Below are 23,336 nucleotides of genomic sequence, written 5' to 3'. Positions count from 1 at the left end.
CAGGGTGGGTTAGTCAGCCGGGCCGGCGCGGCACGATCAGGTTCGGCACGAACACCTGCACCGCCTCGCCCTGCTGGTTGAGCGTGGTACAGCGGGCCCGCAGCATCCCCTGTTGCGGCCTGGACCGGCTGGGCCGCACCTCCAGCACCTCGACCTCGACCCGAAGCACATCGCCCGGCCGCACCGGGCGGGGCCAGCGCAGTTCCTCCATCCCACCGCCGATGATCCCGCCGGCGGGGCGGAATTCGCTGCCGACCAGCAGCTTCATCGTCATCGCCGCGGTGTGCCAGCCGCTGGCCGCCAGCCCGCCGAACATCGTGCCGCGCGCCGCGGCATCGTCCAGATGGAAGGGCTGCGGGTCGAATTCCCGCGCATAGGCGATGATCGCCTCCTCCGTCACCGCCAGCGTGCCGGAACGGAAGACCTGCCCGGCCGCGAAATCCTCCAGGTAGTGCTCCGCCATCACTTCGTCCCCTGTCTGGCCCAGAGGGCCAGGGCCAGCACCCCGCAGCCCGCCGCGGCGAAGGCGCCGCGATAGCCGATGGCCACCAGCCCCAGCCCGAAGGCGAGCGATCCTGCACTCTGGCCGAGGAAGAGCGCCAGGGCGAAGGCGCCCACCGCGGTGCCGCGCGCCTCCGGCAGCGCCTCGGTCGATTGGGTCTGCAGCACGCCATGGAACATGTAGAAGGCGAGGCCGAGCCCGATCTGCACCGCGGCCACCACCGGCCAGCCCGGCGCCGCCGCCAGCAGGCCGAGCAGCGCCGCAACCAGCGCGCCCCCGGTCATCAGCAGCCCCCTCTCCCCGAAGCGGGCCAGCAGCCGCCGCGCCAGCCGCGTATAGACGAAGGCGCCGAGGCCGAAGCCGGCGACGATCAGCCCCGCCTCCGCGGCATTGCGGCCGAAACGCTCGATCAGGAAGGAGCCGACGAAGGGAAAGGCGCCGCCGAACAGCAGGAAGCCGTCGCAGAAGGCGATGCCCATCAGCCAGCGCCCGGCCGGCCGCCGCAGCAGGTCCCCATAGGCCGCCATGCCGCGGCCACGCGCCGCATCCTCCGGCATCCGCCAGAGGGCCGGCCCCAGCCGGGCGGCGAGGATCGCGCCCACCGCCAGCGCCAGGGCACCCAGCAGCAGGAAGGGCAGCCGCCAGCCCGCGGCCTCGGCCACCACGCCGGAGACCGGGCCGGCGATGAGCTGCGCCATCACCATGCCCGTCAGGAAGCGGCTGATCGCCACCTGGCGGTCCGCATAGGGCACGGCATCGGCGATATGCGCCATCAGCAGCGGGATGACGGCGCCGGCGAAGAAGCCGCACCAGGCCCGCAGCCCGACGAGGCCATACAGCGCCGGGGCGAAGCCGCTGGCGACCAGGCCGAGCCCGTAGAGCAGCAGCGCGCCGCAGACGATCCGCAGCTTGCCCATCCGGTCGCCGAGCGGCCCGGCGACGAGCTGCACCAGCCCATAGGGCAGCACGAAGCCGGCGACGAGGATGGTGGCCTGCGGCACGCTGACCCCGAAGCTGGCGGCGACCGAGGGCAGCAGCGGGTCGAGCATCCGCATGCCGGCGCCGGTGGTGAATCCGGCCAGGGCCAGCAGGGCAATGGGAAGGGCAGGGGGCATGCGCGGCGCGAGTAGGCGGTGCCGCCGCCTGGAGGTCAAGCTGGCGCGGCACCGGTCCGCACCCCCACCGGTGCCGTTATCAGGAATGCGCCGCAAGGCGCATTCCCCAAAGTATCAAGTCGTGGGGTCGAGCGCGGCCGCCACCGCCTCCTTGCGATGCCGCGGCAGCAGCTTCATCACCAGGATGAAGGCCGAGAGGGCGAGGCAGATGCCGTTGGTCAGGATCAGCGGCCATTGCCCGAGCAGCAGCCCATAGGTCAGCCACAGCGCGAAACCCACCACCGTGACGGTGTACATCCGCTTCGAGATCGCCGCCGTATCGCGGGTGCGGATCACCTTCCAGGCCTGAGGCAGGAAGCTGGTGGTCGAGGCCAGCGTGGCCAATCCGCCGATGATAGGGGCGGCATCCATCGCGGCATTCCCTCCGGTTCCAGGCGCCGTGTCCTAACCGGCGCCTGGGATCGCGGTTCCGTTGACAGCGGTGTCCTAACCGGCGCCTGGGATCGCGGTTCCGTTGACAGCGGCATCCCGGGCGAGGAGCCTGTGGCCCAAGGGGAGGACACATGCCGCAGGACACGCCGCCGCTGCTCGGCCTTGGCTTCACCTGGCAGCAATTGGCGGTCGGCCAGCGCTTCCGCAGCTTCGGCCGCACCGTCACCGAGCACGACCTGATGGGCTTCGTCGCGCTGACCGGCATGCAGGAACCGCTCTTCGTCGATGCGACTCAGGCCGGCGCGCTCGGCGCCCGCCCGGTGCCCGGGGCGCTGACCCATGCGCTGATCGAAGGCTTGCTGCTGCAGGGCATGTGCCATGGCACCGGCCTCGCATTGCTCGAGACCCATATCCGCCCTCTGGCGCCGGTGCGCGTCGGCGATACGATCCGCGCCGAGGTCGAGGTCACCGCCATCCGCCCGACCAGCACCGGCGGCCGCGCCGTGGTCGCCTCCGCCGTACGGGTGCTGAACCAGCGGGACGAGCCGGTGATGGACTACGACGTGACGCGACTGCTCCGGGGAGAGGATACACCATGATCGCACGCCGCCATCTGCTGGCGCTCGGCGCCGCCGGCCTCGCCGCGCCGGCATTGGCGCAAGGAGGCTTCCCCGACCGGCCGGTGCGGCTGGTGGTCGCCTTCCCGCCCGGCGGCCCGACCGATGTGGTGGCGCGCATCCTGGCCGAGCGCATGGGCCGCGACCTTGGCCAGACGATCGTCGTCGAGAATCGCGGCGGCGCCAATGGTAATATCGCCGCCGAGGCGGTGGCGAAGGCCGAGCCCGATGGCTACACGGTGCTCTACAACACCTCCTCCATCGTCATCAGCCGGGCCCTGTACAAGCGGCTCAGCTACGACCTGCTGCGCGATCTGGCGCCGGTCTCGCTCACCGCTGCCTCGCCGCTCGCCCTGGTGGTGAACCCGGCCGCGCCGCCCCGGACGGCGCGCGAGTTCATAGACTGGGTCAAGGCCAATCCCGGCAAGCTCAGCTATTCCTCGGGCGGCGTCGGCAATATCTCGCACCTCGTCACCTTCCTGGTGATGCGGCATATCGGTGGCGATGCGGTGCATGTGCCCTATCGCGGCACGGCGGCGGCGCTGACCGACACGGCGGCGGGCAATGTGCAATTCACCGCCGATACGGTGGTGACGGCCCTGCCGATGATCCAGGAAGGCCGCGTCCGCGCCATCGCCGTCTCCTCCGCGGAGCGCACGCCGCTGCTGCCGGATGTGCCGGCCATGGGCGAGGTGGGGCTGACGCCGCCCGGCTTCGACCTCGGCGCCTGGCAGGGCATCCTCGCCCCGGCCCGCACGCCGCCCGCCGCCATCGCCCGGCTGAACGCGGCGGTGGCCGCGGCGCTGGCCGACCCCGAGGTGCGCGCCCGCCTCGCCGCCCAGGGTGCCAAGCCGACCGGCGGCAGCCCGGCCGATTACGCCGCCACTATCCAATCCGAGATCGGGCTCTGGACCAAGGTCGTGGCCGATAGCGGCGCCACGGCGGAATGAGCGACGGGATCGCCATCCGGCCGCTGGAGGAAGCCGACATGCCGGCGCTGCCCGGCCTGCTGGCCCAGCTTGGCTATGCGATGCCGGCCGAGGAGGTCGCCCGCCGCGTCGCCGCGGTCCGCGCCGCCCCGGGCCATGCGGTGCTGGTCGCGGTGCGGGAGGGGGCGGTGCTCGGCCTGATGCACCTCTTCCTCCGCCCGGCGATCGAGAAGCCGCCCGAGGCGATGGTCCAGGCGCTGGTGGTGGAGGCGGGGTCGCGCGGCACGGGCCTCGGCCGGCGGCTGATGGCGGCCGCCGAGGATTGGGCGCGGGCCCAGGGCCAAGCCTCGCTCGCCCTCACCTCCAACAGCGCCCGCAGCGGGGCGCATGCCTTCTACACCACGCTCGGCTACGAGACGGTGGCGACCTCCGTGCTGTTCCGGAAGGCGCTTTAGGCGACGGCCCGCCGCACCCGCTCGCTCTCGGTCTTCAGCTGCCCGCAGGCCGCCAGGATGTCTCGCCCGCGCGGCCGGCGGATTGGGCTGGAATAGCCGGCATCATTGAGGATGGCGGCGAATTTCGCCGTCTGCTCATGGGTGCTGGTCTGGTAGGGGCTGCCGGGCCAGGGGTTGAAGGGGATCAGGTTGATCTTGGCCGGGATGCCGTGCAGCAGCCGCACCAGCTCCCGCGCCTCGCCCTCCGAGTCGTTCACCCCGCGCAGCATGACATATTCGAAGGTGATGCGCCGCGCATTGCTCGCCCCCGGATAGCGCCGGCAGGCATCCAGCAGCTCCTGGATCGGATATTTCCGGTTCAGCGGCACGATCTCGTCGCGCAGCTCATCCGTCACCGCATGCAGCGACACGGCGAGGTTGACGCCGAGCTCCTGCCCGCAGCGGTCCATCATCGGCACCACGCCCGAGGTGCTGAGCGTGATCCGCCGGCGCGAGAGGCCGATGCCCTCGCCATCCATGATGATGCGCAGCGCCTTCGCGGTGTTCTCGTAGTTATAGAGCGGCTCGCCCATGCCCATGACGACGATGGTGGACAGCAGCCGCGGCTGGTCGTCCTTCGGGCTCGGCCATTCGCCGTAGCTGTCCCGCGCCGCCATGAACTGGCCGACGATCTCGGCCGCGCCGAGGTTGCGCACCAGCTTCTGCGTCCCCGTATGGCAGAACCGGCAGGAGAGGGTGCAGCCCACCTGCGTGCTGATGCAGACGGCGCCCCGGTCGGCATGGCGGTCGGGGATATAGACCGTCTCCACCTCCTGCCCGTCGCGCCAGCGGAACAGCCACTTGCGCGTCTCGTCGGCGCTGGTCTGCACCGTCGCCGCTTCAGGCCGGCCAACGGTGAAGCGCTCGGCGAGCTTCGCCCGCATCGGCCCGGCGATGCTGGTCATGGCGGCGAAATCGGTGACGCCCTGGTGATAGATCCAGTGCCAGAGCTGCTTCGCCCGGAACGGCTTCTCACCCAGCGCCGCCAGCTCCGCCACCAGCTCCTCGCGCGAGAGGCCGACCAGCTCCCGCCGCCCGTCGGGCAGCGTCGCCTCGGGCGGGTTGAAGAGTGCGGATTTGGCGAGGATGCGGTCGCGCTCGAGCGCGGTCAGGTCGCTCATCGGTGGGCGCCACCCGCGCCGGGCGGGCACTCCTTGCTGATCGCCTCATAAGCGGCGGTGAAGCCTGAGAGGGAGAAGCTGTCGGAGACGGTCCCGCGTCCATTGGCACCTGGCCCCTTCAGCACCGCGTCCCGCCCGTTGCGGAAGGCGCGCACGGCGGCCGCCCCGTCCCGCGCCGCGGCGGTGGAGCCGGCGGTATAGAAGGGCAGGTCCGTGCCGCCGACGGTCGCCGTCGCCTCGGCATTGCGGGGATAGGCGTAGCCGGCCGTGACCGTCACCGTGTCCCGCGTCGTGGGGCGGTGGGTGACGGAGAGCAGCACGCCCTGGCGGCCGGTGCGGGTGAAGGCGTAGCAGACCTTCTGGCCGCCTTCGGCATAGGAGGCGGCGATCCAGGCGCCGAATTCTCCGAGCTTCTGCGGTCGTGCCTGCTGCGCCTGCGCGGCCGGCACAAGAATCGTTCCGAGGATGAGGGCGAGGCGGAGCGCGAGCATGCCGCTAGATAAGGTCCCTGCCGCGCCGCAGCAACCGGGCTGGCGGCACCGGCGGCCGCGCCCTATGCAGAGCGGCCATGAGCGACCTCCCGGACCGCCACCTCGCCGCCCAGTACGAGGCCTTCCCCTACCCCGCCCGCGACCCGCGGGAGGAAGCGAAACGCCTCATCATCGGCAGCCCGAGCCATCTGCGCGAGATCGACCACTGGATCTTTGGCAGCCGACGCCCCGCCTCCACGCCCCTTCGGGCGCTCTTCGCCGGCGGTGGCACGGGTGATGGCACCCTCATGCTGGCGCAGCAGATGGCCTGGGCCGGCCGCCCGGGCGAGGTCACCTGGCTCGACCGCAGCGCCGCCGCCCACCGAATCGCCGAGGCCCGCGCCGCCACCCGCAAGCTGGGGAATATCCGATTCGAGGCGGGCTCGCTGCTGGACCTGCCGGGGAGCGGCCTCGGCCCCTTCGACTACATCGATTGCTGCGGCGTGCTGCACCACCTGCCGGACCCGCTGGCTGGGCTGCGGGCGCTCACCTCCGTCCTGGCGCCGGGCGGCGGGATCGGGCTGATGGTCTATGCCCCGCATGGCCGCACCGGGGTCTATATGCTCCAGGACGCGCTCCGCCTGCTGGCGCCGGAGGCCGAGTCGCCGCCGGCGCGGATCGACATCGCCCGCCGGCTCTGGCGCCAAGTGCCGGAGACCGCCTGGCTGAAGCGCAACCCCTGGCTAACCGACCACCTCTCGGGCGGCGATGCCGGGCTCTATGACCTGCTGCTGAACCCGCGCGACCGGGCCTATACCGTCCCGGACCTCGCCGCGCTGGTCGCCGAGGCCGGGCTCCGCATCGCCTGCTGGGTGGAGCCGGTGCGCTACGACCCGGATGCCTATCTGCCCGACCCGCGGCTGCGCGCCCGCACCGCCGGCATGACCCCGATCGAGCGCGCGGCGCTGGCCGAGGCGATCACCGGCAATATGGGCATCCACATCCTCTATTGCCGCCGCGCCGAGGAGCCGGAGCCGGAGCGCCCCTGGGAAGACCCGGAGGCCGTCCCGACACTCCGCGAGATGGACGGCGCCGCGCTGGCCAAGGGCCTGCCGCGCGACGGCACCCTGCCCGTCACCTTCGACGGGCTGCGGGTGAACCTGCCCCTGCCGCGCCTTGCGGGCGCCATCCTGCAACGGGTCGATGGCCGCCGCAGCCTCGGCGCCATCGCCGATGAGCTGGCGGCGAATGGCATCGCGCGGGAGGTTTTCTGGCGCGACCTCGCCGCCCTCCGCCAGAGCATGGAAGCCATGAACCGCCTGCTCCTCGCCGCCCCGGCGTGAGGGCGGCGATCGTCATCTTCGGCGCCGCCGTCCGCCCGGATGGCAGCGCCAGCCCTACGCTGCGCCGCCGGGTCGAGGCTGCCGCCCGCTTCGGCGCCCGGCTGGCCGACCCGATCTACATCCCGACCGGCGCCCAGGGACGTTTCGGCCCGGCCGAGAGCCAGGTGATGGCGGATCTGCTGCAGGCGCTCGGCGTGCCGGCGGCGCGCATCCTGGAGGAGCCGACCGGCACCGACACCCTCTCCTCGGCGCTGGCCAGCGTCGCCCTGCTGCGGCGGCTCGGCCATGCGGGCCCGGTCTATGCCGCGACCAGCCGCTTCCACCTGCCACGCTGCCTGCTGCTGCTGCGCCTCGCCGGCCTTCCCGCCCGCCCGGTGCCGATCGGCGGCTCGGCCGGGGCGGAGGGCTGGCGGCGGCGCTGGTACTGGCGGCTGCGGGAGGTGCCGGCCATTCCCTACGATGCCGCGCTGGCGCTCTGGCACCGGCTGCGGGGCGGGTAGCTCGACAGGGTCGTGGCCCCTTGCCATCCTCCCCCTGGGAGGAACCAAGAATGATCCAACCCATCGGCGGCGCGGCGGCCTGGCGGCCGACGCAGCTCGAAGCCTCGGGCGCCTGGCTGCGCCGCCTGACCGCGGCGGAGATTGCCGATCTCGAGGCCGGCTTCGCCCGACTGAAGGCGAGCGGGAAGAGCATGCTGGAGATGGTGCGGGAGGATTTCCCGCTCGGCCCCTTCGCCGCCGTGCTCGCCGAGGTGGCGCGGGAGATGGAAAGCGGCATCGGCTTCCGCACCCTCCGCGGCATCCCGGTGGAGCGCTATTCGGTCGAGGATGCGAGGCTGCTCTTCTGGGCGATCGGCACGCATCTCGGCGTCGCCCGGCCGCAGGGCAAGGCGAGCCAGCTGATGTCGGATGTGCGCGATGCCGGCGGCACCTATCGCGGCCATGGCGGGCGTGGCTACAACACCAATGCCGAGCTCGACTTCCACACCGATGGCAGCGATGTCGTCGCCCTTCTGTGCCTGAAGACCGCGCGCAGCGGCGGGCTCAGCCGCCTCGCCAGCTCGGTCGCCATCCATGATGCGCTGCTGGCCGAACGGCCGGAGCTGGTCGAGACGCTCTACGGCCTCTTCCCCCATAGCCGGCAGAAGGAGGAAGCGGCCGACGAGACGCCGACCTACATGGCGCCGGTCTACAGCCTGAAGGACGGCCACTTCGCCGCCCGCTACATCCGCAACCACATCCGCTCCACCCAGCAGATCGAGGGCGAGCCGCGCCTGACGGAGCAGCAGCACGCCGCACTCGACGCCATCCAGGACCTGGCGAGCAGCGACGCCTTCTGCTTCTCGATGTGGCTGGAGCCGGGCGACCTGCAGCTGGTGAACAACCACGTCATCATCCACAGCCGCACGCATTACGAGGATTTCGAGGAGCCGGAGCGCAAGCGCCACCTGCTCCGCCTCTGGCTCGCGGTGCCGGAGGGCCGGCCGCTCTGCGATGCGATGCGGGAGGTCTACAAGAACACCGCCCCCGGCAGCGTCCGCGGCGGCTTCAAGGGCCAGAACCTGCCGCCCGGCCTCGCCGCCTGGCAGGCTCGCGCCGCCGCCGCGCTCGGCATGCAAGACACCCCGTATTGAGGAGCGGCCGATGACCCTCACCCGACGTGCCGCCCTCGCCACCGCCCTGCTGGCGGGCTCTGCCCATGCCCAGCCGGCCTGGCCCAGCCGCCCCGTCACCATCATCGTCCCCTATGCCCCCGGCGGCGGCACCGACATCTTCGCCCGCGCCGTGGCCGAAGGCATGCGCGAGGCGATCGGCCAGCCGGTGGTGGTGGAGAACCGCGCCGGCGCCAATGGCGTGGTCGGCGCCGAATATGTCCAGCGCTCGGCGCCCGACGGGCATATGCTGATGGTGGCGACCGGCGCCCATGTCATCAACCGCTATGCCATGCCGAGCATCCCCTTCGATCCGGTGAAGGATTTCGCGCCGGTCTCGATGCTCTCGGGCTATCCGCTGGTCCTCGCCGCGCATGGCGGCCAGCCCTATTCCGACATTGCCGGCCTCATCGCCGCGGCCAAGGCCAAGCCCGGCAGCATCGCCTTCGGCTCCACCGAGGCGGCGACCAGCTATGCCGGCAATGCCTTCGCCCGCCAGGCCGGCATCCAGCTGATCGAGGTGCCCTATCGCGGCAGCGGGCCGCAGCTCAACGACCTGGTCGCGGGCCATGTGCCGCTGGCCGTCACCAGCACCGTCGCCGTGCTCCAGCATGTGGCGAGCGGCGCGGTGAAGGTGCTGGCCGTCACCTCGGCCCGCCGCTCCGCCCTGCTGCCGCAGGTGCCGACCATGGCGGAGGCGGGATTGCCCGGTTACGAATTCAATGGCTGGTACGGCATGTATGGCCCGCCCGGCCTGCCGCCGGCCCTGGCCGCGCGCATCTTCGCCGCGGTGCAGGCGGCGCTGGCCAGGCCCGCCATCAGCGGGCGCCTGGCGGAGCTGGGTGCCGATCTGGCGACGCTGGGTCCTGCGGAATTTGGCCCCTTCCTGGAGCGCGACAACCGGCGCTGGGCGGAGGCCGCCGCCTCCGGCCTCATCACCACCGCCAACTGACCGCCCGGGTCAGACCCGCATCGGCATCAGCACATAAAGGGCTTCCGGCTTCGCCGCATCCGTCACCACGGTCGGTGCGCTGCCATCGGCGAAGCGGAATTCCACGCTTTCGGTGATCTGGTCGGTGATGTCGTTCAGGTAGCGCGCCTGGAAGCCGATCTCGAGCGGCGAGCTGTCATACTGCACCACCTCGCCATCCAGCTCCTCCTGCGCCTGGCCCTGCTCGGCGGAGGAGGCCGAGAGCAGCAGGTGGTTGCGGTCGAGCGAGAGCTTCACCGGCCGCGACCGTTCGGAGCTGATGGCGGCGACGCGCCCCACGGCCTCGGCGAATTCCTTCTTCGAGACGCGCAGCACCTTGTCGTTGCCGCGGGGGATGACCCGCTCGTATTCCGGGAAGGTGCCGTCGATCAGCTTGCTGGTGAGCTGCACCGCGCCGATATCGAAGCGGATCTTGGTATCCGACAGGCGGATGGCGATCTCGTCCTGCGTCTCCTCGGCCAGCTTCCGCAGCTCGTTCACCGTCTTGCGCGGGATGATGACGCCGGGGATGCCGGCGGCGCCGTCCGGCAGCGGCTCCTCGACGCGGGCCAGCCGGTGGCCATCGGTCGCCACCGCGCGCAGCACCTGGACGCCGTCGCTCTCGGTCGCATGCAGGTAGATGCCGTTCAGGTAGTAGCGCGTCTCCTCGGTGGAGATGGCGAAGCGGGTGCGGTCCACCAGCTCCCGCAGCTGGCCGGCGGGCAGGGAGAAGCCGTGCGGCAGCTTGCCCTCGGTCATGGAGGGGAAATCCTCCACCGGCAGCACCGAGAGGTCGGTGTTGAACCGCCCGGCGCGGAGCTTGAGGGCGGCATCGCCCCCGGCATGGTCCAGCTCCACCTTGGCGCCGTCGGGGAGCTTGCGGACGATCTCATAGAGGGTGGCGGCCGGGGCGGTCGTGCGGCCGGGCCGGGCGACCTGGACGCCCGGCACCTCCTCGACCACCGCGATCTCCATATCGGTCGCGGTCAGCTTCAGGATGCCATCCCCGGCCGAAAGCAGGACATTGGCGAGGATGGGGATGGTATTGCGGCGCTCGACCACGCTCTGCACATGGGCGAGCGCCTTGAGCAGGATCGCCCGTTCGACCGTGAACTTCATCTGCCCCAGGATCCCCCGCGCCCAACGCCTTTTGGGCCGTCATACTAACAGCCCTGATTCGTAAGGGTAAGCGGGGGCTTCTTGGGAGGCTATTTGAGAATGCGCCAAGCGGCACATTCTCAAATGGCGGCACCGGCCCGCACCCCCACCCGGCCACCCACGACAGTATGCTGATGGGTAGCCGGGTGGGGTGCGGGCCGGTGCCGGGCCTGCTGAACGGCCTCTAGGTTTCCAGCATCTTCCGCAGCAGCGTCACATCCTCGGCGAAGCCGGCATCGGCCACCATCAGCTCCGCCACGCGGGAGACGGCATGCATGACCGTGGTGTGGTCCCGGTTGCCGAAGCGCCGGCCGATCTCGGGCAGGCTGCGCTGGGTGAGCTGCTTCGCCAGATACATCGCCACCTGGCGCGGCCGGGCAACGTTCCGGGCCCGGCGGGCGCTGCTCATGTCGGTCAGGCGGATATTGTAGTGCTCGGCGACCTTCTTCTGGATCTCCTCGATCGAGACCCGCTTCTCATGCGCCCGGAGGACGTCATGCAGCACCTCATGGGCGCTGTCGATGGTGATGGGCCGGCCGAAGAGGTTGGCATGCGCCACCAGCCGGTTCAGCGCCCCCTCCAGTTCCCGGACATTGGCGGTGATCTTGTTCGCCAGCAATTCCAGGACCTTGGGCGGCACTGCCACCTGCGCCGCCGCCGCCTTGGCCTGCAGGATGGACAGCCGCAGCTCATAGGTGGTGGCGTGGATATCAGCCACCATGCCGCAGCCGAGCCGGGTCCGCAGCCGGTCCTCGATCCCGGCGAGGTCCGAGGGCGACTTGTCGGAGGAGACGATGATCTGCTTGCCCTGATCGACAAGCGCATTGAAGGTATGGAAGAATTCTTCCTGTGTATTGTCCTTGCCGATCAGGAATTGCAGATCGTCGATCATCAGGACATCGACGGCCCGCAACGTTTCCTTGAATTCCATCGTGTTCTGCGACCGCAGCGCCGCGATGAAGCGGTACATGAACTTCTCGGCGGACATATAGGCGACCGTCCGGGCCGGGTCGTGGGCGCGGATCGCCCAGGCGGTCGCATGCATCAGATGGGTCTTGCCCAGCCCGACGCCGCCATAAAGGAACAGCGGGTTGAAGCCCGGACTCGCCGGCTTCTCGGAGACCCGGCGGGCGCAGGCATGGGCGAATTCGTTCGGCTTGCCGACAACGAAGGTGTCGAAGGTGAAGCGCGCCTCCAGCGGCACCACCCAGTCGGACCGGGACTCGGGCGTCGGCCGCGCCTCGGCCGCGCGCGCCGCCAGGGGTTCGGCCAGGCCGACCCGCTCGGCGCCGATGGCTGCCGGCTGCTGCTCCTCGGCCCCGGCCAGCGCGGCCTCGGCCGGCGGCGCGGCGGAGACGCGGAATTCCACCCGCCGCACGCCGGCATGCTCGGCCTGCCACAGCGCCCGCAGCCGGTCCCCGTAATGGCTGTTCACCCAATCGCGCAGGAAGCGGGTGGGCAGGAGGATGACGGCATCCTCACCCTCGATGCCCGAAAGGGTCATCTGCCGCAGCCAGGTGCGGTATTCGACCTCACCGACATCCTCGCGCAGCCGGCCGCGGATGCGGGCCCAAAGGGCAGCCATCTCTCCGGAGGATTGGGGTGGCAAGCGGCCGGCCTCCTGTTCTTGTCCTGCCCGTGCCGGCGCGTGCCAGCTCGAAAGGCCACGCAGGATGGCCCGCGGGGCGCCGACGGAGGATACAACTTCCCCAAAGCGGCGGACAATAGTTACTTTCCGCACCGAAGCGCGAACTCAGTATTGTTTGAATACAGTCGCGCAAAAGACAAAAAAGCCTCGCGCCGAATCGTCGCGAGGCTTCGTCGTCATCGCTGCGTGCTGTTGCGATGCAGGCCGTCAGGCCCGCACCCGGTCACTCAGGCGCTGAGCGACTTGATCCGGGCGGAGAGGCGGGAGAGCTTCCGCGCCACCGTATTGGCGTGCAGCACGCCCTTGGTCGCGGCCCGCTGCATCTCCGGCTGGGCCGAGCGGAAGGCTTCCTGGGCCTGGTTCTTGTCGCCGGTGGCGATCGCCGCCTCGACCTTGCGCAGGAAGGTCCGCACCCGGGAACGCCGCGCGCGGTTGCGGATCGTGCGCTTCTCGGTCTGACGGATGCGCTTGCGGGCGGACGCCGTATTCGCCATGGGGTTGTTTCAACTCGAGCAAGGGTGGTGGAAAGCCGAACGGATCCCGGAGCATCCCGTCTGGGGATAACCCTGGCCGCGCGAGGAACGGGCTTCTAGACCCCGCCGCCGCGCGGCGTCAAGCGATGCCGGAACCCGTACGCTACCCGACGGTCAGCGATTGCGGAAGGCTGGCGGACGCTTCTCGGCGAAGGCGGCCATGCCTTCCTTTTGGTCCTCGGTGGAGAACAGCGCCTGGAAGGCCCGGCGTTCGAATTTCACGCCCTCGGCCAGGGTGGTCTCGAAGGCGCGGTTCACCGCCTCCTTCGCCATGGCGACGGCGGGGGCCGAGAGGCTGGCGATCTTCTCGCCGATCTTCACCGCCTCGGCCACCACATCCGCCGCCGGGACGATCCGGGCGACGAGGCCGGAACGCTCGGCCTCATTCGCGTCCATCATCCGCGCGGTCAGCACCAGGTCCATCGCCTTAGCCTTGCCGATGGCCCGCGTCAGGCGCTGGGTGCCGCCGGCGCCCGGGATGACGCCCAGATTGATCTCCGGCTGGCCGAATTTCGCCGTCTCGGCGGCGATGATCATGTCGCACATCATGGCCAGCTCACAGCCGCCGCCCAGCGCATAGCCGGCGACCGCCGCGATCACCGGCTTCTGCACATAGGTCACCGCTTCCCAGCGCTTGCCGATGAAGTCGTCCAGATAGACCGCCGGATAGGTGCGGGACTGCATCTCCTTGATGTCGGCCCCGGCGGCGAAGGCCTTCTCGCTGCCGGTGATGACGATGGCCGCCACGCCCGGGTCCGCGTCATAGCCGCGCAGCGCCTGGCCGAGCTCCTCCATCAGCTGGTCGCAGAGGGCGTTCAGCGCCTTCGGCCGGTTCAGCCGGATCACGGCCACCCTTCCCTGCATCTCGGTCAGGATCATCGTGTATTCGGCCATGCCGCCCGTCCTCCGGTTTGGAGGGAAGATATCAGCGTTGCAGCCGCGGGCAATGGAAGGTGGCGCGGCCGGCCTGGACGAAACGCTGGATGCCGGGGCAGGTGCCCCCGGCGGAGCCGGTTTCCTTCCCAATACCTGGGCAGGCCTCGCAGGGCAGCCCCTCCCGGTCATAGACCTTGAATCGCTCCTGGAAGAAGCCGATCCCGCCATCCGCCTGGACATAGTCGCGCAGCGAGGAGCCGCCGGCGGCGATGCTCTCCTCCAGCACCGCCTTGATCGCCGGCACCAGCCGGACGGTGCGGGCGCCGGCGACGCTCGCCGCCTGCCGCCGCGGCGAGATGCGGGCGCGGAACAGCGCTTCCGACGCATAGATATTGCCGAGCCCGGCCACCACCTTCTGGTCGAGCAGCGCCACCTTGATCGGCGTCCGCTTGCCAGCCAGCGCCACGCTCAGCACCGCCGGGGTGAAGGCCTCCTCCAGCGGCTCCGGCCCCAGGCCGGCCAGCAGCCGGTGCCGCTCCTCCGCCTCGGTCGGCACCAGGTCGACGCTGCCGAAGCGGCGTGGGTCGACGAAGCCGACCCGGATGCCTTCCTCGGTCTCCAGCGCGAAATGCTCATGCGCGACGGGCGCATTGGGCAGGTCCTCGGCCCGCCGCGCCACCATCCGCCCCGACATGCCGAGATGGATCAGCAGGGACTCCCCGCCCGAGAGGCGCATCAGCATGTATTTCGCGCGGCGCCGGAAGGCTTCCACCCGGCGGCCGGCCAGCCTTGCCGCCAGCCCCTCCGGGAAGGGCCAGCGCATATCCGGCCGGGTGATGGCGGCGGCCCGGATCACCCGGCCTTCCAACACCGCGGCCAGGCCGCGCATCACCGTCTCGACTTCCGGCAGTTCGGGCATAGGTTCCGCATCAACTCCGCTGCCCCTATGGTGCGCCCCGCATGACCGAACGCAACACCCCCCCTGAGCGCAATGCGCCACGCCCGGCTGGTGCCGCCATCGAGGCTGCGCCTGAAGGCGCAGCCTCGATCGGGAACGACTCGACGATCGACTTCGGCTTCCGCGCCGTGCCGCGCGAGGAGAAGGCCGGCCTCGTCCGCCAGGTCTTCGACAGCGTGGCCCCGCGCTACGACCTGATGAACGACCTGATGTCGCTCGGCCTGCACCGGGCCTGGAAATCGGCCTTCGTTGCCGCCATCGGCGCCTCCCGCCGGGAGACGCTGCTGGACCTCGCGGGGGGCACCGGCGACATCGCCTTCCGCGCGCTGGAGGGCGGCGCCGGTCGCGTCATCCTGTCCGACATCAACCCCTCGATGCTGCAGGTGGCGCAGGGGCGGGCGCTGGAACGGGGCCTCGCCGCCGGCCTGACCTTCCTCTGCACCGATGCCGAGCACATCCCGCTGCCCGACCGCAGCGTCGAGAAGGCCTCGATCGCCTTCGGCCTGCGCAATTGCACCGACAAGCCCGCGGTGCTGCGCGAGGCGCGGCGCGTGCTCCGCCCCGGCGGGCGCTTCCACTGCCTGGAATTCAGCCGGGTGGAGGTGGCGGCCCTCGCCCCGCTCTATGATGCCTGGTCCTTCCAGGTCCTCCCCCGCCTCGGCGCCCGCATCGCGCGCGATGCCGAGAGCTACCAATACCTCGCGGAGAGCATCCGCATGTTCCCCGACCAGGAGAGCCTGGCGGCGATGATGCGCGAGGCGGGGCTGGAACGCGTCGCGCATCGCAACCTTTCGGGCGGTATCGTCGCTATCCATACCGGCTGGCGCCTGTAAGGCCTGCCAGGCAGGGCCGGCGGCTGAGGGCCGGCGAGGGATTTTTTGGCCTGGGGAGGAGGGCAGCGCCGATGCTGGTTGCATCGGCAAGCCGACCGACGCGCCCAGGGCGAAAAAGACCCGCTGGACCGACCCGATCGGCCCTGCCTGGCAGGCCCTTGGCCTGAGAATCCTTCGGCCGGCCTAGCCATGGCTGCATGCCCCGTGGGAGTATCGTATACGATATCTCCTTGGGGGACCGTCCTGCGCCGCAGGGCGGAGCGAGGGGGCCGACCGGATCCATGTCTGATCATTCAGAGGCACAATACCGCCTCGACACCGCACCCGAATTGCCTGGCGGCATGGTGGCCGAAGTGCCGGAGGGCTGGCTCAGCCTGGAGGGCTGCAGCCTGCAGAGCCGCCCGATCGATGCCGCGCCCGGCCCGGCGATCGCGGTCCCGCTGGTGCTGATGCATCCGGAATTCGGCCTGGCCATACTCGGGCTCGAGCCGGTGCAGGCGGAAGCCGCGGAGGCGGCGCTGCGCGAGCGGCTGGAAGCGGCGCGCTTCGGCGCGATCTTCCCGGGCCATCTGCCGGTGGTCTCGCTCAACCTGATGCCGGGCGATCCCTTCAACCTTCAGCGGCGCCTGGCGACCGCCTTCGCCGCCCAGCCGCCGCTGGAACTCGCCGGCGGCGACGGCTGGGTGACGGTGGTGCGGCGCCTGCTGCTGACCCATCCGCCGGTGCGGTCCAGCGCCATGCTGCGGCCCATGGTCCGCGCCCCGATGCTGCCAGAGCCGGAGGAGCCGGTTCGCGCCCCGCGCTTTGCCCTCGGCACGCTGCCCTGGCCGCTGCTCGGCCTCACTGCGGCGGGGCTGGTGGTCGGGCTGGCGCTCGGCCTCAGCCACCGGCCGCAGGAGACGAATACCGGGGCCGAGGCGCCACCGCAGCCGGCCACGAGCGCGCCCCCGCCGGTCGTGGCGGCCGCGCCGGCCCGCGTTGCGGAGCAACGGGCTACAGCCCCGGCCGCGCCGGCCCGCGTCGCGGAGCAGCGGGCCGCAGCCCCGGCCGCGCCTGCGGCCTCGCCCGCCCCCATGCCAGCGCCAGCGGCACCTGTCACGCCAGCCGCGGCACCCGCCGCCAACCTGCCGCGGGTCCTGGTCCGCACCGCGGCCAATATCCGCAATGGCCCCGATACCGGGGCCCGGGTCCTCCGCACCGCCCCGCGCGGCGAGTCCTTCCGGGTGCATGGCGAGGCGCGGGGCGGCTGGGTCCAGGTGGGCGATGCGGCGCCCGAGGGCTGGATCCATTCCAGCCTGCTGACGGAGCCCTGATCAGGCGATCTCCAGCGGCAGCACCCCCTGCCGCCGGCGCCGCGCATCCAGCCAGCGCATCGCCGGCGTCACCGTGACGCCATGCAGCCCGACCGAGACGAGCACGGTCAGGCTCACCACCGCCCAGAGCTCCGGCATCTCCGGGAAGGCCGCCGCATTGGCGGCGTAGCTGAGGTAATAGGCGCTGCCGAGGCCGCGGATGCCGAAGAAGGAGATCGCCGCCCGCTCCTCCAGCGGTCGCCCGCTGCCGATCATCGAGAGCATCCCCGCCGCCGGCCGCACCAGGAAGATGAAGGCAAGCGCCGCCGCCACCCCAGCCCAGCTGAGCGGCCCGAGCACGCCGCCCGCCAGCGCGCCGCCGAACAGCACCAGCAGCACCATCATCAGCAGCCGCTCCGTCTGCTCGGCGAAGTCGTGCAGCCGGTCGTGGTAGTCGTGCTGCCGTTCCGCCGCCCGCATCGCCAGCGCTGCGACGAAGACGGCGAGGAAGCCGTATCCATGCACCAACTCGGTCAGCCCATAGGAGAGGAAGGTGGCGCCGAGCGCCACGAACCCGTCCCCGGTGCGGGAGAGCCGCGCCCGGTTCGGCATATGGAAGGTGAGCCAGCCGAGTGCCGCCCCGATGCCCCAGCCCGCCGCGATGCCGGCGCCGAGCTTCCAGATCACGTCGAAGCCGATCCAGCCCCAGGCCCAGCCATTGGGCGCCGCCACCAGCACCACCGCCAGGTTGACGAAGGGAAAGGCCAGGCCGTCATTCAGCCCCGCCTCGGCGGTCAGGGTGAAGCGCACCTCATCCTCCTCGCCCGAACGGGGCGGGCCGACCTGCACATCGGAGGCGAGCACCGGATCGGTCGGCGCCAGCGCCCCGCCCAGCAGCACCGCCGCGGCGGCGCCGAGGCCGAGCCACCAATGGCCGATCAGCGCGATCCCGGCGATCGAGAGCGGCATGGCGATGCCGAGCAGCCGCCAGGTCAGCCGCCAGTTCTGCCAGCATAGCGGCCGGTCGAGCTTCAGCCCGGCGCCGGTCAGCGCGACGATGACGACGAGTTCGGTCAGCCGCTCCGTCGCATGCGGATAGGTGACCGGATTCGGCGTGTCGCCATTCGAGAGGGCGAAGGTGGCGGCGCCGAAGGCGATGCAGAACATCGGCAGCGAGAGCGGCAGCTCCCGCAGTGCCATCGGCAGCCAGGCGACGAGCAGGATCAGCGCCCCGGCGCCAATGAGCAAAACGATATATGGGTCCATCTAGGGACAACGCGCCGGCGCCGCCGAAGACGCTGGCTTGACCGACCGTCCGGCCGGGCCTGCAATGCCGGCAACGACCTGAGGGGAGAGGCCATCCGCATGCCCGATATCCGCGTGAAGTCCGAGATCGCCGGCTCCGTCTGGAAGGTGCTGAAGCAGCCGGGGGAGGCGGTGGCGGCCGAGGAGGACGTACTGCTGCTGGAATCGATGAAGATGGAAATTCCGGTCCCCGCCCCCCGCGCCGGCACGGTGCTGGAGCTGCTGGTGGTGGAGGGTGAGGCGGTCGCCGAGGGCGATGTGGTCGCGGTGATCCGCGCGGCTTAAGGCCGGTGATCCGCGTGGGATGACCGTCCGGCAGGAGACGAAGCGATGCGGGTGACGGTGCTGGGGGCAGGGGCGGTCGGTGGGTGGCTGGCGGCGGGGCTGGCGCGGGGCGGGCTGCGGCCCGCCATCCTCGCCCGCGGCGCGAGCCTCGCCGCGCTCCGGGCCCATGGCCTCCGCTTCCGCGAGGGCGAGCGGGAGGAGGTCTTTCCGGTCGAGGCCTCGGAGGAGCCGGAGGCGCTGGCGGGTGCCGATATTCTGCTGCTCGGGCTGAAGAGCCACGACCTGCCCGCTGCCCTGCCCCTGGTGCAGCGGCTGATGGGGCCGGACACGCTGGTGGCGACGGCGCAGAACGGCCTGCCCTGGTGGTTCCTTCAGGGCTTCGGCGGCCCGGCCGAGGGGTTGACCCTGAACGCCGTCGATCCCGGCGGCGCGCTGGCCCGCGCCATCCCGGTCGGGCGCGTGCTCGGCGGCGTCGCCCATGTCGGTGCCATGGTCGAGGCGCCGGGCAGCATCCGGCTCATGAAGCAGGACCGGATGATCTTCGGCGATCCCTCGGGCCGCAATCCGGCGGCGCTCGCCGCGCTGGTCGCGGCGCTGCGGGCCGGCGGCATCCCGGCCGAGGCCTCGGCGGATCTGCGCCGCGAGATCTGGCTGAAGCTCTGGGGCAATTCCAACATGAACCCGCTGAGCGCGCTCTGCCGCGCCGATATGCAGGCCATGCTGCAGGATGACGGGGTGCGCGGCCTGGTCGAGGCGATGATGGTGGAGATGGCCGCGATCGGCGACCGCATCGGCCTGCCCACCGGGCAGACGGTCGAGGAGCGCATGGTGGTCACCCGCCGCCTCGGCCCCTTCCGCACCTCCATGCTGCAGGACCTGGAAGCGGGGCGGCGGCTGGAACTCGGCCCGGTGCTGGGCGGGCTGGTGGAACTCGCCGCGCATCTCGGCCTGCCGGCGCCCAGCCTGGCGGGGGTGCATGGGCTGACCCGGCTGCTCGCGCAGCGGCTCGGCCTGGACTGAACCCGGACCGTTCTGCTGCGTCTCTGCGATATGGAGAGGATGACGAAACGGGCCCTGCTGCTGGGGCTGGCCGCCTTCGCCGCTGGCCCGGCCGAGGCGGAGGAGCGACGCCGGCGCCGGCGGACCCGTGCACCGGGCAAGCCGCAGGCCGCCGCCCCGCCGCCGCCCGAGCCGGCCGCACCGCAGATCGACGGCCCGCCGCCGCCCTCGCGCCAGACGGGGCTGGACCCGGCGCCGGTGCCGAATACCAATGTGCAGCGCCCCTATGCCGACCGGCTGCCGCGGGCGGATTGGGATCTCGGCGTGCCGTCGCGGCCCGACCCCTATCAGGGCCAGACCTTCGAGCGACGGGATCCGGCGCCGGACCGGCGTTCGCCTCCCGGTGCCTGGTATCCCTCGCCCGGCGCCAGCGTCCGGTTGCCCTTCTAGCTCTTCGGCGCCTCGTCCTCGCCGGGGCCGTCGGTCGAACGCCAGGGCTCCAGCCCGCTGCGGTCGCGCCGGGTCGGGAAAATGTCCACCGGCCCGCCCAGCTCGGCGGCGCGTTCGGCGAAATCGCCCGGCTGGGCATCGCCTGTGCCGATCGGCCGGTCGATGGTGCCGCTGGCGCGTTCGGTGGATTCGGTCGTGGGGTCTGGCTTCTTCTGGGTCATGCGCGGCCAACGCGCCCCGCCCGGCCCCGGTTCGCTTGGACCCGCCCGCCTGCCATGCGAGGCTTCCGCGTCCGAACCGGGAGGGTTGCCCATGCTCGAACTCCGCCCCTGCTGCGAATGCTGCGGCACCGATCTGCCGCCCGAGAGCACCGAGGCCCGCATCTGCTCCTTTGAATGCACCTTCTGCGCGGGATGCGCCGGGGGCGTCCTCGCCGGGCATTGCCCGAATTGCGGCGGGGAGCTGGTGCGGCGCCCGATCCGCCCGGCCGACCGCCTCGCCAGGCACCCGGCCTCGACCATCCGCAAGGTCAAGCCGCAGGGCTGCGTCGCCGCCTGATCACCGCGTCCAGGCGCCCATCAGCACCCCCTCGGCCAGCTTGCCCTGGAGGGTGAAGTCGGTGTCCTCCGGCCCGCCCCGGCCGGGATCGGTGAACCAGCGCCAGAGCAGCAGCGCCTCCACCGCCGGCCGGTCGAGCGCCCGCAGCCAATGCGCCAGCACCTGGGCCTGCACCCGCGGATCGGGCAGGGAGCGACGTTCCTCCGCCGTCTCCCAGGGCCGCGCCGCGGCGCCGGCCGCCGAGCGGATGCCGAGTTCCACCCAGACCCGCCGCCGCAGCCGGGCCGCGAGCCGGTCCAGCCGCTCCGCCTCGCGCCGCATCACCGGCGTCCATTCCTCCGGCCCGTCATCGCGGCCGAGCGCCGGGTAGAGCCGCAGCCCGATCCCGTCCAGCCGCTCCCAGAAGGGGATCGCCTCGGCCTCCTCCGGACTGCTCGCCATATAAAGGAGACGGCCGCGGAAGGTGCCGCGCAGCCCGTCCAGCAGGCCGCGCCATTCCGGCCGGCCCACGCTGCGGCCGAGGCCGCTGCCGGCGGCGAAAGCCTCCGCCCCCACCTCCTGCGCCAGCCGGGCGAGCTCCGTCACCTGCTGGCCATAGCTGGCGAACCAGCGGCGCCAGCCGGCCTCGTCCGCCGGGCGGGCCGTCTCCGGCCGGCCGCCCTCGACCCAGAGCAGCGGCCGGACCAGCACCCGCAGCCCGGAGGCCCGCGCCTGGCGGATCGCCTCGGCCAGCCCCTCGGGGTCGAGGTCGCCGCCGCGCAGAACCTCCGTGGCGGCCGGGCCGGATTGCCAGAGCGAGGGCAACAGCACCACCGCATCGGCGCCGAGCGGCAGGGTCTGGCGCATCGCATAGCGGGCATCGGCGCCGCCATAGGAAAAGCCCGGCACCTGCACCAGATGCAGCCCCCGCCAGGGCCCCGGCCGCGGCGCCTGCGCCCGGGCGAGGGCCGGCGCGGCCAGCAGCGCGGCGAGCAGGGGGCGGCGAAGCGGCATCGGCGCGGGTTATAACCGAAGCCGGTGGCAAGGGCAGTGGATGGATGGACGGGAGCTTGGTGATCTACGGCGCCGGCGGGCACGGACGGGCGATCCGCGAGCTGCTGCACCACCTGCCCGGCCTGGTGCCGGTGGGCGTGGTCGATGCCACGCCCCGCGCCGCGCAGCTGCTGGACCTCCCGATCCTGGGCGACGAGGCGGTGCTGCCCGGGCTTCTGGCCGCCGGCACCCGCCTCGCCTGCGTGGCGATCGGCGATGCCGCCGCGCGCCTCGCCGCCGCCGCGCGGCTGGAGGCGCTGGGCTTCACCCTGCCGGCGCTGGTGCATCCCTCCGTGATCCGGGCCCGCAGCGCGGTGGTCGGCCCCGGCGCGGTGGTGCTGCCGCGGGCCGTGCTCGGCGCGCTGGCCGAGGTCGGGCGGCTCGCCATCGTCAATACCGGCGCCATCCTCGAGCATGACGTGGTGGTGGGGGAGGCAGCGCATATCGCCCCCGGCGCGGTGCTGGCCGGCGGGGTGCGGGTGGGGGCGCGGGCCCTGGTCGGTGCGGGCGCGGCCTGCCGGCCCCTGGTCTCGGTGGGCGAGGGGGCGGTGGTCGGCATCGGCGCCGGCGTCGTCGAGGATGTGCCGCCCGGCGCCGTGGTCGGCGGCGTGCCGGCCCGCCCCTTGGCCCGCCCCTTGGGCTGATCCGGCACCGGTGGCATACCGCTGCCGGAAGGGGACCAGCCTTGCAGCAGCCACAGCCCGCCGAGCGGCCATCCAGCTTCACCGCCGCCGGCTTCCGTCGCGGCGCCCGCGCCGGCCTTGCCCTGACGATCGGGCTGATGCCCTTCGGCCTGGTGGTCGGCATGGCGGCCGATGCCCGCGGCCTGTCGCTGCTGGAGGCGCTGCTGATGTGCGGCCTGGTCTTCGCCGGCACGGCGCAGCTCGTCGCGCTGCAACTTTGGACCGATCCGGCGCCGATCCTCGCCGCGACGCTGGCCGCCTTCGTCATCAATCTGCGGCTGGCGCCGATGGGTGCGGCGCTGGCCCCGGTGCTGGACCGGGTGCAGGGCATCCGGCTCTGGGGCAGCCTCGCGGTGCTGGTCGATAATTCCTTCGCCCTCGCCATCGCCGAGATGCGGGCCGGGCGGCGCGATGCGGCCTTCCTCGCCGGGGCCAGCCTGACGATGTGGGCGAATTGGATGGTGATGTGCGGGGTCGGCCATGTCTTCGGCGCGGCGGTGCGGCTGCCACCCGGGCATCCGGTCTTCTTCGCCTCGGTCGCGGCGCTGGCCTCGATCCTGGTGCCGCTCTGGCGCGGGCGGGCCGACCTGCTGCCCTGGGGGCTGGCGGGGGTGCTGGCGCTGGCGGCGCATGGGCTCGGGCTCGGCCCGCCCTGGCCGGTGCTGATCGGGGCGCTCGGCGGTGCCGCGGCCGGGGCGGCGATGGACGGGCGGCGGGCGCGGGCATGATGCTGCGCTGGGACGTGCTGGCGGCCATCCTCGGGATGGCGTTGGCGACCTTCCTCTGCCGGGCCGGGGGTTATGCGATCCTGCGGGTGACGCGGCCGCCGCCCTTCGTCCAGGCCATGCTGCAGCACCTGCCGGGCGCGATCTTCGTCGCCTTCCTGGCGCCTGCCCTGGCGCAGGAGGGCTGGCCGGCCTGCGTCGCGGGCGCCGCGGCGCTGATCACCCAGGCGCGGATCGGCAGGATGGCGCTCTCGATCCTGGTCGGGGTCGCGGTGCTCTGGCTGCTGCGGGCAGCGCTCGGTACACCATGAAACGCCCGCCCCGGAGGGGGCGGGCGCTTGGTTTCTCCGATCCGGG

29 protein-coding genes are annotated in these 23,336 nt (G+C 72.0%); 16 read left to right on the top strand and 13 right to left on the bottom strand.

The window, feature by feature from the left end; all coding sequences use genetic code 11:
• Positions 1–13 precede the first annotated feature (13 nt).
• The 3 genes from JMJ55_RS22500 to JMJ55_RS22490 form a co-directional block, all read right to left on the bottom strand.
• Positions 14–463: a MaoC family dehydratase gene (locus tag JMJ55_RS22500; RefSeq protein ID WP_202827854.1), complete on the bottom strand. Its 450-nt coding sequence runs from the start codon at positions 461–463 to the stop codon at positions 14–16.
• Positions 463–1,617, bottom strand: a complete 1,155-nt coding sequence (locus tag JMJ55_RS22495) for an MFS transporter (RefSeq protein ID WP_202827853.1) — start codon at positions 1,615–1,617, stop codon at positions 463–465. Before JMJ55_RS22495 ends, JMJ55_RS22500 begins: the two co-directional genes overlap by 1 nt.
• A 114-nt stretch (positions 1,618–1,731) precedes the next feature.
• Complete coding sequence (locus JMJ55_RS22490; RefSeq protein ID WP_202827852.1) at positions 1,732–2,028, bottom strand: SemiSWEET family sugar transporter; 297 nt, start codon at positions 2,026–2,028, stop codon at positions 1,732–1,734.
• Between the two features lie 152 nt (positions 2,029–2,180).
• Between JMJ55_RS22490 and JMJ55_RS22485 the strand changes: the two genes are divergently transcribed.
• Genes JMJ55_RS22485 through JMJ55_RS22475 form a run of 3 tightly spaced genes read left to right on the top strand, consistent with a single transcriptional unit; the run spans position 2,181 to position 4,050 of the window.
• On the top strand, positions 2,181–2,648 hold the full coding sequence (locus JMJ55_RS22485; protein ID WP_202827851.1) for a MaoC family dehydratase: 468 nt from the start codon (positions 2,181–2,183) through the stop codon (positions 2,646–2,648).
• Positions 2,645–3,616 (top strand): Bug family tripartite tricarboxylate transporter substrate binding protein, encoded by a 972-nt coding sequence (locus JMJ55_RS22480; RefSeq protein WP_202827850.1) that lies wholly within the window; start codon positions 2,645–2,647, stop codon positions 3,614–3,616. The genes JMJ55_RS22485 and JMJ55_RS22480 overlap by 4 nt, the downstream gene beginning before the upstream one ends.
• Positions 3,613–4,050 carry a GNAT family N-acetyltransferase gene (locus JMJ55_RS22475; protein ID WP_202827849.1) on the top strand — a complete coding sequence of 146 codons (438 nt, stop codon included), beginning with the start codon at positions 3,613–3,615 and terminating at the stop codon, positions 4,048–4,050. The genes JMJ55_RS22480 and JMJ55_RS22475 overlap by 4 nt, the downstream gene beginning before the upstream one ends.
• Here the strand turns inward: JMJ55_RS22475 and rlmN are convergent.
• Complete coding sequence (gene rlmN, locus JMJ55_RS22470; RefSeq protein ID WP_202827848.1) at positions 4,047–5,210, bottom strand: 23S rRNA (adenine(2503)-C(2))-methyltransferase RlmN; 1,164 nt, start codon at positions 5,208–5,210, stop codon at positions 4,047–4,049. The genes JMJ55_RS22475 and rlmN overlap by 4 nt on opposite strands.
• Positions 5,207–5,701: an invasion associated locus B family protein gene (locus JMJ55_RS22465; RefSeq protein ID WP_202827847.1), complete on the bottom strand. Its 495-nt coding sequence runs from the start codon at positions 5,699–5,701 to the stop codon at positions 5,207–5,209. Before JMJ55_RS22465 ends, rlmN begins: the two co-directional genes overlap by 4 nt.
• A gap of 77 nt (positions 5,702–5,778) precedes the next feature.
• Here JMJ55_RS22465 and JMJ55_RS22460 point away from each other — a divergent pair, with 77 nt between their 5' ends.
• From JMJ55_RS22460 to JMJ55_RS22445, 4 genes are read left to right on the top strand one after another with little or no spacing between them, the layout of a single operon-like run.
• A complete protein-coding gene (locus JMJ55_RS22460; RefSeq protein ID WP_202827846.1) occupies positions 5,779–7,023 on the top strand; it encodes a methyltransferase in 1,245 nt (414 codons plus the stop codon).
• Positions 7,020–7,523, top strand: a complete 504-nt coding sequence (locus JMJ55_RS22455) for a YdcF family protein (protein ID WP_202827845.1) — start codon at positions 7,020–7,022, stop codon at positions 7,521–7,523. The genes JMJ55_RS22460 and JMJ55_RS22455 overlap by 4 nt, the downstream gene beginning before the upstream one ends.
• 50 nt (positions 7,524–7,573) lie before the next feature.
• Positions 7,574–8,656 (top strand): TauD/TfdA family dioxygenase, encoded by a 1,083-nt coding sequence (locus tag JMJ55_RS22450; protein WP_202827844.1) that lies wholly within the window; start codon positions 7,574–7,576, stop codon positions 8,654–8,656.
• Between the two features lie 10 nt (positions 8,657–8,666).
• Positions 8,667–9,626: a Bug family tripartite tricarboxylate transporter substrate binding protein gene (locus JMJ55_RS22445; protein ID WP_202827843.1), complete on the top strand. Its 960-nt coding sequence runs from the start codon at positions 8,667–8,669 to the stop codon at positions 9,624–9,626.
• A gap of 9 nt (positions 9,627–9,635) precedes the next feature.
• On the opposite strand, the gene dnaN is transcribed toward JMJ55_RS22445, so the two are convergent.
• From dnaN to mutM, 5 genes are all read right to left on the bottom strand, one after another.
• Positions 9,636–10,763, bottom strand: a complete 1,128-nt coding sequence (gene dnaN, locus JMJ55_RS22440) for a DNA polymerase III subunit beta (protein WP_202827842.1) — start codon at positions 10,761–10,763, stop codon at positions 9,636–9,638.
• Between the two features lie 223 nt (positions 10,764–10,986).
• Positions 10,987–12,387, bottom strand: coding sequence for a chromosomal replication initiator protein DnaA (gene dnaA, locus JMJ55_RS22435; RefSeq protein WP_202827841.1), 1,401 nt, complete (start codon positions 12,385–12,387; stop codon positions 10,987–10,989).
• A gap of 290 nt (positions 12,388–12,677) precedes the next feature.
• The gene (rpsT, locus tag JMJ55_RS22430) at positions 12,678–12,944 is read right to left on the bottom strand and encodes a 30S ribosomal protein S20 (protein WP_202827840.1); all 267 of its coding nucleotides are present in this window, start codon (positions 12,942–12,944) and stop codon (positions 12,678–12,680) included.
• 153 nt (positions 12,945–13,097) lie between these two features.
• Positions 13,098–13,877, bottom strand: a complete 780-nt coding sequence (locus JMJ55_RS22425) for an enoyl-CoA hydratase (RefSeq protein ID WP_202827839.1) — start codon at positions 13,875–13,877, stop codon at positions 13,098–13,100.
• Positions 13,878–13,908: 31 nt separating this feature from the next.
• Positions 13,909–14,778, bottom strand: coding sequence for a bifunctional DNA-formamidopyrimidine glycosylase/DNA-(apurinic or apyrimidinic site) lyase (gene mutM / locus JMJ55_RS22420; RefSeq protein ID WP_202827838.1), 870 nt, complete (start codon positions 14,776–14,778; stop codon positions 13,909–13,911).
• A gap of 41 nt (positions 14,779–14,819) precedes the next feature.
• Between mutM and JMJ55_RS22415 the strand changes: the two genes are divergently transcribed.
• Together JMJ55_RS22415 and JMJ55_RS22410 are read left to right on the top strand one after the other, a co-directional pair.
• A complete protein-coding gene (locus JMJ55_RS22415) occupies positions 14,820–15,650 on the top strand; it encodes a class I SAM-dependent methyltransferase (RefSeq protein WP_202827837.1) in 831 nt (276 codons plus the stop codon).
• Between the two features lie 281 nt (positions 15,651–15,931).
• Positions 15,932–16,963: an SH3 domain-containing protein gene (locus tag JMJ55_RS22410; RefSeq protein WP_202827836.1), complete on the top strand. Its 1,032-nt coding sequence runs from the start codon at positions 15,932–15,934 to the stop codon at positions 16,961–16,963.
• On the opposite strand, the gene JMJ55_RS22405 is transcribed toward JMJ55_RS22410, so the two are convergent.
• Positions 16,964–18,208, bottom strand: a complete 1,245-nt coding sequence (locus JMJ55_RS22405) for a cation:proton antiporter (protein ID WP_202827835.1) — start codon at positions 18,206–18,208, stop codon at positions 16,964–16,966.
• Positions 18,209–18,307: 99 nt separating this feature from the next.
• Between JMJ55_RS22405 and JMJ55_RS22400 the strand changes: the two genes are divergently transcribed.
• From JMJ55_RS22400 to JMJ55_RS22390, 3 genes are read left to right on the top strand one after another with little or no spacing between them, the layout of a single operon-like run.
• A complete protein-coding gene (locus tag JMJ55_RS22400; RefSeq protein ID WP_202827834.1) occupies positions 18,308–18,532 on the top strand; it encodes an acetyl-CoA carboxylase biotin carboxyl carrier protein subunit in 225 nt (74 codons plus the stop codon).
• Positions 18,533–18,577: 45 nt separating this feature from the next.
• Positions 18,578–19,552, top strand: coding sequence for a 2-dehydropantoate 2-reductase (locus JMJ55_RS22395; RefSeq protein WP_202827833.1), 975 nt, complete (start codon positions 18,578–18,580; stop codon positions 19,550–19,552).
• A 39-nt stretch (positions 19,553–19,591) separates the two neighbouring features.
• Entirely contained in the window at positions 19,592–19,981 is a 390-nt protein-coding gene (locus JMJ55_RS22390; RefSeq protein WP_202827832.1) for a hypothetical protein, read from the top strand.
• Here JMJ55_RS22390 and JMJ55_RS22385 read toward each other — a convergent pair.
• A complete protein-coding gene (locus tag JMJ55_RS22385; protein WP_202827831.1) occupies positions 19,978–20,202 on the bottom strand; it encodes a hypothetical protein in 225 nt (74 codons plus the stop codon). The genes JMJ55_RS22390 and JMJ55_RS22385 overlap by 4 nt on opposite strands.
• A gap of 91 nt (positions 20,203–20,293) precedes the next feature.
• Between JMJ55_RS22385 and JMJ55_RS22380 the strand changes: the two genes are divergently transcribed.
• Entirely contained in the window at positions 20,294–20,539 is a 246-nt protein-coding gene (locus JMJ55_RS22380) for a DUF1272 domain-containing protein (protein ID WP_202827830.1), read from the top strand.
• On the opposite strand, the gene JMJ55_RS22375 is transcribed toward JMJ55_RS22380, so the two are convergent.
• Positions 20,540–21,532: a glycoside hydrolase family 113 gene (locus JMJ55_RS22375; RefSeq protein ID WP_202827829.1), complete on the bottom strand. Its 993-nt coding sequence runs from the start codon at positions 21,530–21,532 to the stop codon at positions 20,540–20,542.
• Between the two features lie 44 nt (positions 21,533–21,576).
• Between JMJ55_RS22375 and JMJ55_RS22370 the strand changes: the two genes are divergently transcribed.
• From JMJ55_RS22370 to JMJ55_RS22360, 3 genes are read left to right on the top strand one after another with little or no spacing between them, the layout of a single operon-like run.
• The gene (locus JMJ55_RS22370; protein WP_202827828.1) at positions 21,577–22,215 is read left to right on the top strand and encodes a NeuD/PglB/VioB family sugar acetyltransferase; all 639 of its coding nucleotides are present in this window, start codon (positions 21,577–21,579) and stop codon (positions 22,213–22,215) included.
• A gap of 41 nt (positions 22,216–22,256) precedes the next feature.
• The gene (locus tag JMJ55_RS22365; protein WP_236033933.1) at positions 22,257–22,982 is read left to right on the top strand and encodes an AzlC family ABC transporter permease; all 726 of its coding nucleotides are present in this window, start codon (positions 22,257–22,259) and stop codon (positions 22,980–22,982) included.
• Positions 22,979–23,290 (top strand): AzlD family protein, encoded by a 312-nt coding sequence (locus JMJ55_RS22360; protein ID WP_236033932.1) that lies wholly within the window; start codon positions 22,979–22,981, stop codon positions 23,288–23,290. The genes JMJ55_RS22365 and JMJ55_RS22360 overlap by 4 nt, the downstream gene beginning before the upstream one ends.
• Positions 23,291–23,336 lie beyond the last annotated feature (46 nt).

The organism is Belnapia mucosa (genome assembly GCF_016775475.1).
Lineage (GTDB): Bacteria > Pseudomonadota > Alphaproteobacteria > Acetobacterales > Acetobacteraceae > Belnapia > Belnapia mucosa.
This window is presented reverse-complemented; position numbering and strand designations above follow the sequence as displayed.

What these genes read in the sequence shown, in the direction of transcription:
- JMJ55_RS22405 (WP_202827835.1), bottom strand. Translation starts at nt 18,208, where the DNA reads ATGGACCCATATATCGTTTTGCTCATTGGCGCCGGGGCGCTGATCCTG.
- JMJ55_RS22475 (WP_202827849.1), top strand. Translation starts at nt 3,613, where the DNA reads ATGAGCGACGGGATCGCCATCCGGCCGCTGGAGGAAGCCGACATGCCG.
- dnaA (WP_202827841.1), bottom strand. Translation starts at nt 12,387, where the DNA reads ATGGCTGCCCTTTGGGCCCGCATCCGCGGCCGGCTGCGCGAGGATGTC.
- rpsT (WP_202827840.1), bottom strand. Translation starts at nt 12,944, where the DNA reads ATGGCGAATACGGCGTCCGCCCGCAAGCGCATCCGTCAGACCGAGAAG.
- JMJ55_RS22480 (WP_202827850.1), top strand. Translation starts at nt 2,645, where the DNA reads ATGATCGCACGCCGCCATCTGCTGGCGCTCGGCGCCGCCGGCCTCGCC.
- JMJ55_RS22360 (WP_236033932.1), top strand. Translation starts at nt 22,979, where the DNA reads ATGATGCTGCGCTGGGACGTGCTGGCGGCCATCCTCGGGATGGCGTTG.
- JMJ55_RS22380 (WP_202827830.1), top strand. Translation starts at nt 20,294, where the DNA reads ATGCTCGAACTCCGCCCCTGCTGCGAATGCTGCGGCACCGATCTGCCG.
- JMJ55_RS22460 (WP_202827846.1), top strand. Translation starts at nt 5,779, where the DNA reads ATGAGCGACCTCCCGGACCGCCACCTCGCCGCCCAGTACGAGGCCTTC.
- JMJ55_RS22410 (WP_202827836.1), top strand. Translation starts at nt 15,932, where the DNA reads ATGTCTGATCATTCAGAGGCACAATACCGCCTCGACACCGCACCCGAA.
- rlmN (WP_202827848.1), bottom strand. Translation starts at nt 5,210, where the DNA reads ATGAGCGACCTGACCGCGCTCGAGCGCGACCGCATCCTCGCCAAATCC.
- JMJ55_RS22415 (WP_202827837.1), top strand. Translation starts at nt 14,820, where the DNA reads ATGACCGAACGCAACACCCCCCCTGAGCGCAATGCGCCACGCCCGGCT.
- mutM (WP_202827838.1), bottom strand. Translation starts at nt 14,778, where the DNA reads ATGCCCGAACTGCCGGAAGTCGAGACGGTGATGCGCGGCCTGGCCGCG.
- JMJ55_RS22400 (WP_202827834.1), top strand. Translation starts at nt 18,308, where the DNA reads ATGCCCGATATCCGCGTGAAGTCCGAGATCGCCGGCTCCGTCTGGAAG.
- dnaN (WP_202827842.1), bottom strand. Translation starts at nt 10,763, where the DNA reads ATGAAGTTCACGGTCGAACGGGCGATCCTGCTCAAGGCGCTCGCCCAT.
- JMJ55_RS22485 (WP_202827851.1), top strand. Translation starts at nt 2,181, where the DNA reads ATGCCGCAGGACACGCCGCCGCTGCTCGGCCTTGGCTTCACCTGGCAG.
- JMJ55_RS22375 (WP_202827829.1), bottom strand. Translation starts at nt 21,532, where the DNA reads ATGCCGCTTCGCCGCCCCCTGCTCGCCGCGCTGCTGGCCGCGCCGGCC.
- JMJ55_RS22425 (WP_202827839.1), bottom strand. Translation starts at nt 13,877, where the DNA reads ATGGCCGAATACACGATGATCCTGACCGAGATGCAGGGAAGGGTGGCC.
- JMJ55_RS22465 (WP_202827847.1), bottom strand. Translation starts at nt 5,701, where the DNA reads ATGCTCGCGCTCCGCCTCGCCCTCATCCTCGGAACGATTCTTGTGCCG.
- JMJ55_RS22395 (WP_202827833.1), top strand. Translation starts at nt 18,578, where the DNA reads ATGCGGGTGACGGTGCTGGGGGCAGGGGCGGTCGGTGGGTGGCTGGCG.
- JMJ55_RS22490 (WP_202827852.1), bottom strand. Translation starts at nt 2,028, where the DNA reads ATGGATGCCGCCCCTATCATCGGCGGATTGGCCACGCTGGCCTCGACC.
- JMJ55_RS22370 (WP_202827828.1), top strand. Translation starts at nt 21,577, where the DNA reads ATGGACGGGAGCTTGGTGATCTACGGCGCCGGCGGGCACGGACGGGCG.
- JMJ55_RS22450 (WP_202827844.1), top strand. Translation starts at nt 7,574, where the DNA reads ATGATCCAACCCATCGGCGGCGCGGCGGCCTGGCGGCCGACGCAGCTC.
- JMJ55_RS22390 (WP_202827832.1), top strand. Translation starts at nt 19,592, where the DNA reads ATGACGAAACGGGCCCTGCTGCTGGGGCTGGCCGCCTTCGCCGCTGGC.
- JMJ55_RS22445 (WP_202827843.1), top strand. Translation starts at nt 8,667, where the DNA reads ATGACCCTCACCCGACGTGCCGCCCTCGCCACCGCCCTGCTGGCGGGC.
- JMJ55_RS22495 (WP_202827853.1), bottom strand. Translation starts at nt 1,617, where the DNA reads ATGCCCCCTGCCCTTCCCATTGCCCTGCTGGCCCTGGCCGGATTCACC.
- JMJ55_RS22500 (WP_202827854.1), bottom strand. Translation starts at nt 463, where the DNA reads ATGGCGGAGCACTACCTGGAGGATTTCGCGGCCGGGCAGGTCTTCCGT.
- JMJ55_RS22385 (WP_202827831.1), bottom strand. Translation starts at nt 20,202, where the DNA reads ATGACCCAGAAGAAGCCAGACCCCACGACCGAATCCACCGAACGCGCC.